This is a genomic window from Microbacterium sp. NPDC056736 (assembly GCF_042790415.1).
GTDB lineage: Bacteria > Actinomycetota > Actinomycetes > Actinomycetales > Microbacteriaceae > Microbacterium.
The window spans coordinates 906,131-918,267 of record NZ_JBHTZE010000001.1 but is presented as its reverse complement, the minus strand read 5'-3'; the positions used below and the strand labels follow the sequence as shown (position 1 = coordinate 918,267).

Here is a 12,137-nt window from a genome sequence, read left to right as displayed (position 1 = left end):
GGGATTCCTTTCTTGGGGGGTGGTTCCGTGGGAGGGTGTCACTGCTTGACGGAGCCGAGCATGACCCCGGAGACGAAGTACTTCTGGATGAACGGGTAGAGGCACACGATGGGCAGCACGGTGAGGAGCATCGTCACGGCCTTGACGTTGGAGGCGACCTGCGCCGTCTCGCCGGAGCCCATCCCCGCGCCGAGGGACTCCCCGCCGGTCGCAGCCGCAAGCAGATTCCGCAGGTAGACCGTGACGGGGTACAGCTCCGACCGGTCCATGTAGAGGAACGCCGTGAACCACGAGTTCCAGAACGAGACCGCGTAGAAGAGCACCATGGTCGCGATCACCGCCTTGCTGAGAGGCAGCACGATCCGCAGCAGGATGCCGTAGGTGGTGAGCCCGTCGATCGCGGCGGCCTCCTCGAGGTCCTCGGGGAAGTTCTCGAAGAAGGCCTTCATCACCAGCAGGTTGAAGATGCTGATCGCGTTGGGGATGACGATCGCCCAGATCGTGTTCTTGAACCCGAGGGTGTTGATGAGGATGTAGTTCGGGATCAGTCCGCCGTTGAAGAACATCGTGAAGACGGCGATCCCGATGAAGACGGCGCGCCCCTTCAGGTGCCTCTTCGACAGCGCGTAGGCGAACGAGGTGGTGAGCACCATCGCGATCGCGGTCGCGACGACCGTGTAGATGACGGTGTTGCCGTAGTTGCGCCAGAACAGCGGATCGCTCATCACGTAGCCGAACGTGGTGACGTTGAAGCCCATCGGGATCAGGTTCACCTGGCCCGAGTTGATGTACGCCTCCGAGCTGAACGCCTGCGCGACGACGTTGAGGAACGGGTACAGCGTGATGAAGCAGATGGCGACGATGAGGACGCCGTTGACCACCCGGAAGGCCGTGTAGCTGCGGGAGTCCTTGATCCCGCCGTGGGTCGACGGCCGGAAGATGCGGTCGGCGCGGCTGCGCACCGGAGTGCGGATGCTGGAGGTCACCACAGGCTCGTCCCCACGGTTCGACGCGAGATGGCGTTGGCGGTCAGAATCAACGTCAGGCCGATCAGCGCCTCGAACAGGCCGATCGCCGTGGCGTAGGAGAAGTTGCTGGAGATGATGCCCACCCGGTAGAGGTACGTGGATATGACGTCTGCTGTCGGATACAGCAGCGGGTTGTACAGCAGCAGCACCTTCTCGAACCCGACGGCCATGAACGTGCCGATGTTGAGGATGAGCAGCACGATCATGGTGGGCCGGATGCCGGGCAGCGTGACGTGCCAGATCTGCCGCCAGCGGCTCGCGCCGTCGATACGGGCTGCTTCGTAGAGCTGCGGGTCGATGGTGGTGAGCGCGGCGAGATAGAGGATCGTCCCCCAGCCCACCGTCTGCCAGATCTCGGAGCTCACATAGATGGTGCGGAACCACTCGGGCAGCTGCATGAAGGGGATGGCCTCGCCGCCGAGGAACTCGATCCCCTGGTTGATCGACCCGCGCAGCGCCGTGAGCTGGAGCACCATGCCGGCGACGATGACGATCGACATGAAGTGGGGGAGGTACGAGATCGACTGTGCGACCCGCTTGAACCGGTGGGACCGCAGCTCGTTGAACATCAGGGCGAGGATGATCGGGAGCGGGAACACGATCGCAAGGGTGAGTCCGCCGAGGATCGCGGTGTTCCAGAACGCGCGCCAGAAGGTCGGGTCGTTGATGAAGAGCTCGACGTAGCGCAACCCCACCCACTCGTCGCCGAACATGCTGCCGCCCGGGCGGAAGCGGCGGAAGGCGATGATGTTGCCCGCCATCGGCACGTAGCGGAAGATCAGCAGGAAGACGATCGGCAGCACCAGCAGCGAGTAGAGCCGCCAGTCCTTCTTGAGGGCTCGCCGCCAGGTCGTGCGCTGCTTCGGCACGCGAGAGCGCCCGCCACGACCGGCGTTGCGCCGCTCGTCCTCGGCCTCTTCGCGCAGCTCGATCGCGTCGGCGATGACGACGTTGCTGTTGACGGACACTGCGCTCCTTTGCGGGGTGGTCGGCAGCCTCGGAAGGGCCTCGATTCGTGCAGAAAGTTTCGACTTCCCGTTCGATACACGATGACGGTAGCCTCTGGGGAAGGCAATGTCAACGTTTTCATTTGGCAGCGCCGACGAGGGACCGCCGAGTCGGGCGCCCCTCGAGATGAAGGGAGAACCGCCGCCGATGGCGCACTTCGACTTGCCCGAGCCGCAGCTGCGGGCATACCGCCCGGAGGTCCCCGAGCCCTCCGGATTCGACGATTTCTGGCGCGAGACGCTCGCGACGTCGCGAGCCGCGGGAAGCGGCATCCGTCGCTCTCCGGCGCCGTCGCCGCTCGACCTCGTGACCGTCGAGGACGTCGTCTTCCCCGGATTCGCGGGCGAGCCGGTGCACGCGTGGCTGATCCTGCCCGCAGGCGTCCGCGAGCCGCTGCCCGCCGTCGCGGAGTTCGTCGGCTACGGTCGCGGCCGGGGCCTCCCGCACGAGCGGCTGCACTGGCCGACGGCGGGTTTCGCGCAGCTCATCGTCGACACGCGAGGCCAGGGGTCGACCTGGGGGACCGGCGGGCAGACGCCCGATCCGCACGGCGCCGGGCCCGCGACGGCGGGATTCCTCACGCGCGGCATCGAGGACCCGCGCGAGTACTACTACCGGCGCGTCTTCACCGACGCGGTGCGGGCCGTCGACGCGCTGCGCGAGGTCGCGGAGGTCGATCCCGAGCGCATCGCGGTCACCGGCAACAGCCAGGGCGGAGCGATCGCGATCGCGGCCGCCGGCCTGTCCGACGGGCTCGCCGGCGCGCTCCCCTCGGCGCCGATCCTGTGCGACCTCCCCCGCGTGGTCGGGCTCACCGACGCCGACCCGCACGCCGAGCTCACGCGGTATCTCTCGGTGCATCGCGACTCGGCCGAGCGGGTGTTCCAGACGCTGTCGTACTTCGACGGCGTGGCCTTCGCACGGCGGGCGACGGCTCCCGCGCTCTTCGGCGCGGGCCTGATGGACACCGTCGCGCCGCCCTCGGGCGTCTTCGCGGCCGCGAACCACTGGGCGGCCGGCGCCGACGTGGTCGCGTACCCGTGGAACGGCCACGAGGGCGGCGAGGGGGCGCACTGGGTGCGTCAGGCGGAGTGGCTCCGCGACCGCGTCGGACAGCCGGACCGGATGCCGGTGGGCGCGAAGGCGGCGTCATGACGCCCGATCCCCTCACCCGCCTACACCGCGACCGGCTCGTCACCGCGGGGCTGGCCCGCCCCGCGGCGCCGGTGCGGATCGTCCACCTCGGCATCGGCGCCTTCCACCGCACGCACCAGGCGTGGTATACCGCGCGCGCCGGCGACGCCGCCGGCTGGGGGATCGCGGGATTCACCGGCCGCGGTCCGCGGGTCGCCGAACAGCTCGAGGCCCAGGGTGGCGTGTACACCCTCATCGAGCGGGACCGCGACGGCGACCGGTTCGCCTTCGTCGACAGCATCGCCGAGGCCCGGCCCGCGAGCGACCTGGCGCGGTTGGTCGAGCTGGTGTCGCACCCCGCGACGGCGATCGTCACCCTCACCGTCACGGAGGCGGGCTACCACCTCGGCGCCGACGGCCTCATCGACCCCGCCGATCCCGACCTCGCCTCGGACCTCACCGCGCTGCGCGACGGTGATCCGGCACGCCTGCGCACACCGGTCGGCCGGCTCACCCACGCCCTGGCCGAGCGGGCCGCTCGCGGCGGCGGACCGATCGCCGTCGTCCCCTGCGACAACCTGCCCGGCAACGGCGCCACGATGCGCCGCGCCGTCCGCGACATCGCCGCCGCAGCCGGGTGGGATGCCGCGTCCTGGCCCGTCTCGTTCGTCTCGACGAGCGTCGACCGCATCACCCCCCACACCACCGACGAGGACCTGCGCGCGGTCGAGGCCTCGACTGGCTTCCGCGACGACGCCGCCGTGGTGGCGGAGCCCTTCTCGGACTGGGTGCTCGCCGGCGACTTCCCGGCGGGACGGCCGCGTTGGGAGGACGCCGGCGCCCGATTCGTCGACGACATCGAACCCTTCGAGCGCCGCAAGCTCCTCGTGCTGAACGGGGGGCACCTGGCCCTGGCGTTCCGCGGCCTGCTGCGCGGCCATGAGACGGTCGCGGACGCCATGGCCGATCCCGCGTGCCGCGAGGTGCTCGACCGGTTCTGGGACGAGGCCGAACGCGCGGTCGGCGGGGGCGCCGACACCGTCGGTTACCGGCGCGACCTCGTCGAGCGCTTCGAGAACGGCCGGATCGCGCACCGCCTCCGCCAGATCGCCGTGGACACCGCGACGAAGGTGCGGCTGCGGATCCTGCCGGTCCTCGCCGCCGAGCGCGTCGCCGGCCACGACGCCGGCGGTGCGCTCGCCGTCATCCGCGACTGGGCCGAGGGTGCCCGGCGAGGGGCCTTTCCCGCCGGGGACCCCGACGGCCTGCTCGACCGGCTGATGACCGGAGCGAACGCGGCCGACCGCGAGCTCATCTCGTCCGCGATCGCCGCGGACTGACCCGTAGAACCGACAGAAGAGGAGACCGACATGATCATCGATCGTGCCGAGGTCATCGTGACCAGCCCGGACCGCAATTTCGTGACGTTGAAGCTCACGACCGACGACGGCCTGACCGGGCTGGGCGATGCGACGTTGAACGGGCGGGAGCTGGCGGTGGTCGCGTACCTCAGCGAGCACGTGGTGCCGCTGCTGCTGGGCAGGGACGCGCACCGCATCGAGGACACCTGGCAGTTCCTGTACCGGTCGGCGTACTGGCGGCGCGGGCCGGTCACGATGGCCGCGATCGCCGCGGTCGACATGGCGCTGTGGGACATCAAGGGCAAGGCCGCCGGCATGCCGGTGTACCAGCTGCTCGGCGGCGCGTCCCGCACCGGCCTGCTCGCCTACGGGCACGCGTCCGGCAAGGACCTGCCCGAGCTGTTCGACTCCATCCGCGCCCATCAGGCGCAGGGCTACAAGGCCATCCGGGTGCAGACCGGCGTGCCCGGCCTGAAGTCGATCTACGGCATCGCCTCCAACGCGACCTACCAGGCCAACACCGGTGTCCGCTACGACCACGAACCCGCCCAGCGCGGTGACCTGCCCAACGAGGAGGACTGGGACACCCGCTCCTACCTGCGGCACGTGCCCACCGTGTTCGAAGCGGTCCGCCAAGAGTTCGGCCCGGAACTGCCCCTGCTCCACGACGCCCACCACCGCCTCACCCCCATCCAAGCCGCGCAGCTGGGCAAGAGCATCGAACCCTACGACCTGTTCTGGCTCGAAGACTGCACCCCCGCAGAGAACCAGGAGGCGCTGCGCCTGGTCCGCCGGCACACCACCACGCCGCTGGCGATCGGCGAGATCTTCAACACGGTCTGGGACTACCAGCAGATCATCCGTGAACAGCTCATCGACTACGTCCGCTCCGCCGTCACCCACACCGGCGGCATCACCCACCTGAAGAAGGTGCTCGACTACGCCGCGCAGTACCAGATCAAATCCGGCATGCACGGCCCCACCGACGTCTCCCCCGTCGGCATGGCCGCCGCCATGCACCTCGGACTCGCGATCCACAACTTCGGCATCCAGGAGTACATGCGGCACGGCACCAAGACCGACGCGGTGTTCCAGCAGTCCTTCACCTGGACAGACGGCTTCCTCCACCCCGGCGACGAACCCGGACTCGGTGTCGACCTCGACACCGACGAAGCCGGCAAATACCCCTACATCCGCGCCTACCTCCCGTACAACCGCCTCGCCGACGGCACCATCCACGACTGGTGAGCGAGCCGGAACCCCTCGCACCGGCCAGCGAAACCCGGTATGGCATCCTGAACGTGGTCCCGGCGACGACGCCCAGGACAGGCGCACCACGACGCAAGGATCCGCCCATGTCGACACCGCCGCGCGTGACGCTGGCAGAGATCGCCGCGGAGGCGGGCGTCTCCCTCGCGACGATGTCGAAGGTTCTCAACGGCAGACCCGACGTCTCGCCTGCCACGCGCGCCCGGCTCGAAGAGCACCTCGCCCGGCACGGCTACACCCGGCGCAGCCAGACCCCGCGCAGCGAGTTCGTCGAACTGGTGTTCCACGAGCTGGAGCCGAGCTGGTCGATGGAGGTCATCGAGGGGGTCGAGGACATCGCGCACGCCGCCGGGCTCTCGGTCGTGCTCACCGTGAGCGGCGACCGCCACTCCCCCGCGGCGGACTGGATCGACGGGGTCCTGCGCCGCAGGCCGGTGGCTGTGGTGCTGGTGTTCTCCGACCTCGCCGAGCGCTACCGCGACAAGCTCCGCTCGCGCGGCATCCCCTTCGTGATCGTCGACCCTGCCGGCGACCCGGCCCCCGACGTCCCGTCGGTCGGGTCGGCCAACTGGGCGGGCGGCCTGATGGCGACGCGCCACCTGATCGAGCTGGGGCACCGCCGGATCGCAGCCATCACCGGCCCCGAAGACATGATGTGCTCGCTCGCGCGCGTGGACGGCTACCGGTCGGCGATGAACGCGGCGGGGCTTCGCATCGACCCCGCGCTCATCCGGTTCGGCGATTTCCACACAGCCGGCGGCGAGGCCCACACGGGAGAGCTGCTGGCGCTCCCCGACCCGCCCACGGCGATCTTCGCCGGCAGCGACCTGCAGGCCCTCGGCGCGATCGCCGCGGGCTCGGCGGCGGGGCTGCGGGTGCCCGACGATCTGTCGATCGTCGGGTACGACGACATCGCGCTGGCGCGGTGGGTCAGCCCCCAGCTCACCACCGTGCACCAGCCGCTGCGACGCATGGGCGAGGAGGCGGCCCGTCTCGCGCTGCGACTCGCCGACGGCGCCACGCCCGAGACCCTGCGGATGGATCTGGCGACGCACCTCGTGGTGCGCGGCAGCACGGCGCCGTATCCGTCCTGACCTCCGGCTGCACTCCTGACCGGCGAACCCGGGCGTTCACCGGTGGGAGGCTCGGCATTCATCCGCCTCGGGTAGAACACGGGGTGACGGTCGCCGGCTCGCGGAATCGCTTAGCGGCACTGTCCCGCAAGGTCAACCCCGATGCGCCGGAATCGTGCGGGGACCAGGATCGTTTCATCGACGAGAGGAGGCGGTCCATGGTCCTCGAAAGGCCGTCCTCACCCGCACGGCGCAGCGGTCTCCGCTCGCGCGCCATGCCTTCGCTCCGCGAGCTGCCGCCCCGCATGCCGGAGCCGCCCGCTCCCCGGGATTCCGCCGTGCGATGGGGGCGCATCGACGTCGACCGCTACGAGGTGAAGGTGCGCGGCGCCACCGTCGGCTTCATCGACGTCGTCGGCGCCGTGTTCGTCGTGCTGCAGGGCGCGCGCTACGACCGCGCCTTCGAGGTGCTCCAGACACTCGACTTCGCCGCCGCGGTGCAGTCGATCTGCCCCTCAGCCGTCGCGGACCAGACGCGGGAGAAGCCCGCAGCGCCGACCCGCGGCTGATCGCCCGCCGACGTCCGCCTCTACAGTGAGGGGATGAACGATCCGGTCGGCAGCCGCCAGGCGAATCTCTCGCGTCTGCTGCGCCTCATCCACCTCGAGGGCCCGGTCTCGCGCGCCACGTTGACGGCTGCGACCGGCCTCAACCGCTCCACCATCGCCGATCTCGTCGGCGACCTGGTCACCTCCGGCGTCGCGGAAGAGCGCGCACCCGATCCCAGCCGGCGCGTGGGGCGCCCGTCTCCGCTGGTGACCGCCGCCCCGCGCGTCATCGCCGTTGCGGCCAACCCCGAGGTCGACGCGCTGTCGATCGCCGCGGTCGGCCTCGACCGCCGCGTCCGCCGCCGCGAGCGCATCGAGATGACGGAGCTGCTGAGCCCCGAGCGCACGGCCGAGCTGATCGGCGAGCGCATCTCGTCGTGGCGGCGGGACGACCTCGCCGGATCGGTCGTCGCAAGCATCGGGATCGCCGTGCCCGGCCTCGTGCGCGGGTCGGACGGACTCGTCCGCGACGCCCCTCACCTGAAGTGGAGGGACGTCGCGCTGCGCGAGCTGGTCCAGGACGCCACCGGGCTCCCCGCGGTCGTGGGCAACGACGCGGCGATGGGCGTGGTCGCCGAGCACCTCTTCGGGGCTGCCCGGGGCATCGACGACGTCGTCTATCTCAACGGCGGCGCCAGCGGCATCGGCGGCGGGCTCATCGTGCAGGGCATCCCGGTCGGCGGCGCGTCCGGGTACTCCGGCGAGTTCGGCCAGAACCGTCCGGGCATCGCGTCCCCCACCGACAGGCGGGCGGCAGACGGCGTGCTGGAGGACGAGGTGAGCCGCGCACGCCTGCTCGCGGCGCTCGGGCGCCACAACGCCGACGAGCCGGAGCTCGCCGAGCTGCTGCGCACCTCGGACGCACCCGACGTGCTCGACGAGATCGCCCGTCAGCGCCGGATCCTCGCCACCGCCCTGGCCAACGCGGTCAACGTGCTCAACCCCGCGGTCGTGGTGCTGGGCGGCTTCCTCGCGATGCTCGCGGAGCATGACCCGTCGGGGCTGCGGCAGGCCGTCGTCTCGCAGACGATGCCGGCGAACGGCGAGGACCTGGAGATCCGGCCGGCCGCGCTGGCCGAGGACCGGCTGCTGATCGGCGCGGCCGAGGCCGCGTTCGCGGAACTACTGCGCGATCCGTCCGTCATCGCGCTGCGCTGACCACCGCGATCAGGGCGGCGGCGCTGTCGTGGCGCGCGGCACGAGCCGGGTCGGCAGCGTCACGTGCGTGACCTCGGGGGTGTCGCCCTGCATGAGCGAGAGCAGCAGCCGCGCAGCCTCCGCGCCGAGCGTCTGCATCGGCTGGCGCACCGTCGACAGCGCCGGCGTCACCTTGGAGGCCTCCGGCACATCGTCGAATCCGATGATCGAGAGGTCGCGGGGAACGTCGAGGCCGAGCTCGGCGGCCACCTTGACGATCTCCATCGCGGAGATGTCGTTCGCGGCGAAGATCGCCGTCGGCCGGTCAGGTCGTCGCAGCATCTCCAGCGCCGCCATGCGCACCGCGTCCTGGCGGTAGCTGCCCGAGCCCACCAGTGCCGGATCGATCGGCAGTCCGGCATCCGTCAGCGCACGCCGATAGCCGGCGTCGCGCGCGATGGAGGAGCGCAGGTCGGGGCGGCCGGCGATGAAGCCGATGCGGAAGTGGCCCAGCTCGATCAGATGCCGCGTCGCCTGGAGCGCCCCGCCGAAGCTGTCGCATTCGACGGTCGGCAGGTCGGCGGGACCGGTGTGGGGGTCGATCGCGACGAGCGGCACCTCCGCCCCCACGTTCACCACGGTCGGGGTGACCATGATCGCGCCGTCGATGAGCGTCCCGCTCAGGCGCGACAGCGAGCGGCGCTCCCAGCCGTCCGCCGCTCCGCGCGACCCCGAGTACGCCAGGAGGTCGTAGCGCGACTCGCGCAGCGCCTGGCCGACGCCCTTGAGGATCTCGGCGCTGAACGGCTCGAAGTCGGCGACGAGGACCCCGATGACGCCGGTCGTGCGCGAGCGCATGCTGCTGGCGATGAGGCTCGACTCGTAGCCGAGCTCCGCCACGACGGCGAGCACCCGGTCGACCGTCTCGCTGGCCACTCCGTAACGGCCGTTGACCGCCTTCGACACCGTCGCCACCGAGACGCCCGCCGCCGCGGCGACGTCGGTGATGGTGGGGCGGCGCTTCATGATCTCGAAAGCATAACGTGGTCGAAACCGTTTTCGAAAACGTTTGACAAACCTTTTGTTGCCATTTCAGACTTTTCTGGTCCGGGCCGAGCTCCGGACCGCGCGACCCCGAATCGCGCAGACCAAGGCACCGCGAAGCAGAGGTGCTCCTCGAAGGAGAGAACGGGAATCACATGAAGCGCAACAGGATCCTCGCGGGTTCGGCTGCACTCGTCGCCGGCGCGCTCGCGCTCGCCGGCTGCAGTGCGGGCGGCTCCGGCGAGAACAGCGACGGCAGCGTCGAGATGACGCTGTGGCAGAACTCCACCACGGGCCCCGGCCAGCAGTTCTGGAAGGACGCGATCGCCGCGTTCGAGGAAGAGAACCCCGGCGTCACGATCAAGATGCAGTCGGTCCAGAACGAGGACATGGACGGAAAGCTGCAGACGGCACTGAACGCCGGCGACGCGCCGGACATCTTCCTCCAGCGCGGCGGCGGCAAGATGACCGCGATGGTCAACGCCGGCCAGCTGATGGACCTCACCGACCTCATCTCGGACGACATCAAGGCCGAGATCCCGGAGGGCTCCTTCGCCGCCGAGACCTACCAGGACAAGGTGTGGGCGATGCCCCTGTCCGTGCTGCCCGGTGGCTTCTTCTACAGCCAGGACGCCTTCGACAACGCCGGCATCACCGAGACCCCCGAGACCATCGACGACCTCAAGGACGCGGTGGCCAGCCTCAAGGAGACGGGCATCGAGCCCATCGCCCTCGGCGCGAAGGCCGCGTGGCCGGCCGCGCACTGGTACTACTTCTTCGCGATCCGGGAGTGCAGCCCGGAGGTCATCGAGGAGACGGGCGACACGAAGGACTTCAGCGACGAGTGCTGGCTGCGCGCCGGCGAGGACCTCGAGGACTTCGCGGCGATCGACCCCTTCAACGACGGATTCCTCACCACCGAGCCCCAGCAGGGCGCGGGCAGCTCGGCCGGCCTCATCGCCAACCGCAAGGCCGCGATGGAGCTCATGGGCGCGTGGGACCCGGGCGTGATCGCCTCCCTGACGCCCGACGAGAAGCCGCTCCCCGACCTCGCGTGGTTCCCGTTCCCCGAGATCTCGGGCGGCGAGGGTGAGCCGGGCTCGATGATGGGCGGCGTCGACGGCTACTCGTGCTCGGTCGACGCCCCGGAGGAGTGTGCGGACTTCCTGAACTTCGTCGCCAGCGCCGAGCAGCAGACCGCCTACTACAAGGCATTCAACTCGCCGCCGGTCAACACCGTGGCGCAGGAAGCCGTCACCGAGCCGTACCTGCAGCAGATCCTCGAGGCGTACAACAGCGCTCCGTTCGTCTCGCAGTGGCTCGACACCGTGCTCGGCCAGAATGTCGGCAACGCGCTCAACGTGGCGGTCGTCGACATGCTCGCCGGCAACAGCGACCCGCAGCAGCTCGTCGACGCGGTCAACGCGGCAGGCAAGCAGGGCTGATCGTGTCTACCCGCGAGATGTCATCCGACGCTCGCGGCCTTGCAGAGCACGACGGGGGCGGCACCACGCCGCCCCCGTCGGTGCCGCGAGGCCGCCGACGCCCGCGAGGCCTGGGCTGGGCCGGCCGCCTCGAAGTCATGATCCTGGTGGGGCCGGCGCTGATCTTCTTCGTCGGCTTCGTGATCTTCCCGGTCATCATGGCCGCGTACTACGGTTTCTTCCGCTGGTCCGGCTTCGGCCCGGCGACCGAGTTCATCGGCCTGCAGAACTACGTCACGATCTTCACCGACCCGATCTTCCAGCAGGCACTCGGGCACAACTTCTTCATCGTCGTCGCGTCGCTGGTGATCCAGGGCCCGGTCGCGATCCTGCTGGCGCTGCTGCTCAACCGCAGGATGCGAGGTCAGTCCGTGATCCGCGTCCTCATCTTCGTCCCCTACGTGATCGCCGAGGTCATCGTCGGCACCGGGTTCAGCCTCATGCTGGCCACGAACGGAGCGCTGAACGGCTTCCTCGAGAAGATCGGGCTCGACGGGCTGGCGCAGGACTGGCTCGCCGACCCGAGCATCGCGATCTGGACGCTCATGGCGATCCTCACCTGGAAGTACATCGGGTTCGCCGTCATCCTCTTCCTCGCCGGGCTCCAGGGGATCCCCCAGGAGCTGTACGAGGCCGCTGCGATCGACGGCGCGTCCTACTGGCAGATCCAGCGGACCATCACCCTGCCGCTCCTGGGCCCGACGCTGCGCATCTGGGCGTTCCTCTCGATCATCGGCGCGCTGCAGCTCTTCGACCTGGTGTACATCATCTGGGGTCAGTACGTGTCGTCCGTGGCGGGAACCAACACCATGGCGATCTACATGGTCGCGACCGGACGGAACTCCGGCAATTTCGGGTACGGCAGCGCCGTGGCCGTCGTCATCTTCGTCATCTCGCTGGTGGTCGCCCTGATCTACCAGCGCACGATCCTGCGCCGTGACACCGCGGGGGCCATCACAGAGAGGGGCGTCAAGTGAGCTCCACGGACTCG

The 12,137-nt window shown here is 69.9% G+C and carries 11 protein-coding genes; 8 read left to right on the top strand and 3 right to left on the bottom strand.

Annotated elements, in window-relative coordinates; genetic code table 11:
• Nucleotides 1-38 precede the first annotated feature (38 nt).
• Together ACFRAL_RS04165 and ACFRAL_RS04160 are read right to left on the bottom strand one after the other, a co-directional pair.
• Nucleotides 39-962: a carbohydrate ABC transporter permease gene (locus tag ACFRAL_RS04165; protein ID WP_378880243.1), complete on the bottom strand. Its 924-nt coding sequence runs from the start codon at nt 960-962 to the stop codon at nt 39-41.
• 20 nt (nt 963-982) lie between these two features.
• On the bottom strand, nt 983-1,897 hold the full coding sequence (locus ACFRAL_RS04160) for an ABC transporter permease (protein WP_378880240.1): 915 nt from the start codon (nt 1,895-1,897) through the stop codon (nt 983-985).
• Nucleotides 1,898-2,183: 286 nt separating this feature from the next.
• Here ACFRAL_RS04160 and ACFRAL_RS04155 point away from each other — a divergent pair, with 286 nt between their 5' ends.
• The 6 genes from ACFRAL_RS04155 (at nt 2,184) to ACFRAL_RS04130 (ending at nt 8,639) form a co-directional block, all read left to right on the top strand.
• Nucleotides 2,184-3,191 carry an acetylxylan esterase gene (locus ACFRAL_RS04155; RefSeq protein ID WP_378880039.1) on the top strand — a complete coding sequence of 336 codons (1,008 nt, stop codon included), beginning with the start codon at nt 2,184-2,186 and terminating at the stop codon, nt 3,189-3,191.
• Entirely contained in the window at nt 3,188-4,510 is a 1,323-nt protein-coding gene (locus tag ACFRAL_RS04150; RefSeq protein ID WP_378880036.1) for a mannitol dehydrogenase family protein, read from the top strand. The genes ACFRAL_RS04155 and ACFRAL_RS04150 overlap by 4 nt, the downstream gene beginning before the upstream one ends.
• Nucleotides 4,511-4,540: 30 nt before the next feature.
• Entirely contained in the window at nt 4,541-5,779 is a 1,239-nt protein-coding gene (gene manD, locus ACFRAL_RS04145; RefSeq protein ID WP_336393646.1) for a D-mannonate dehydratase ManD, read from the top strand.
• A gap of 107 nt (nt 5,780-5,886) precedes the next feature.
• Nucleotides 5,887-6,894 (top strand): LacI family DNA-binding transcriptional regulator, encoded by a 1,008-nt coding sequence (locus ACFRAL_RS04140; RefSeq protein ID WP_378880033.1) that lies wholly within the window; start codon nt 5,887-5,889, stop codon nt 6,892-6,894.
• A gap of 197 nt (nt 6,895-7,091) precedes the next feature.
• Nucleotides 7,092-7,442, top strand: a complete 351-nt coding sequence (locus tag ACFRAL_RS04135; RefSeq protein WP_378880030.1) for a hypothetical protein — start codon at nt 7,092-7,094, stop codon at nt 7,440-7,442.
• Nucleotides 7,443-7,475: 33 nt separating this feature from the next.
• Entirely contained in the window at nt 7,476-8,639 is a 1,164-nt protein-coding gene (locus ACFRAL_RS04130; protein WP_378880027.1) for an ROK family protein, read from the top strand.
• Nucleotides 8,640-8,648: 9 nt separating this feature from the next.
• Here ACFRAL_RS04130 and ACFRAL_RS04125 read toward each other — a convergent pair whose 3' ends face one another.
• Nucleotides 8,649-9,644, bottom strand: a complete 996-nt coding sequence (locus ACFRAL_RS04125; RefSeq protein WP_336393650.1) for a LacI family DNA-binding transcriptional regulator — start codon at nt 9,642-9,644, stop codon at nt 8,649-8,651.
• 173 nt (nt 9,645-9,817) lie between these two features.
• Here ACFRAL_RS04125 and ACFRAL_RS04120 point away from each other — a divergent pair, with 173 nt between their 5' ends.
• Nucleotides 9,818-11,107: an extracellular solute-binding protein gene (locus ACFRAL_RS04120; RefSeq protein ID WP_336393651.1), complete on the top strand. Its 1,290-nt coding sequence runs from the start codon at nt 9,818-9,820 to the stop codon at nt 11,105-11,107.
• A gap of 17 nt (nt 11,108-11,124) precedes the next feature.
• Nucleotides 11,125-12,123, top strand: coding sequence for a carbohydrate ABC transporter permease (locus tag ACFRAL_RS04115; RefSeq protein WP_378880023.1), 999 nt, complete (start codon nt 11,125-11,127; stop codon nt 12,121-12,123).
• Nucleotides 12,124-12,137 lie beyond the last annotated feature (14 nt).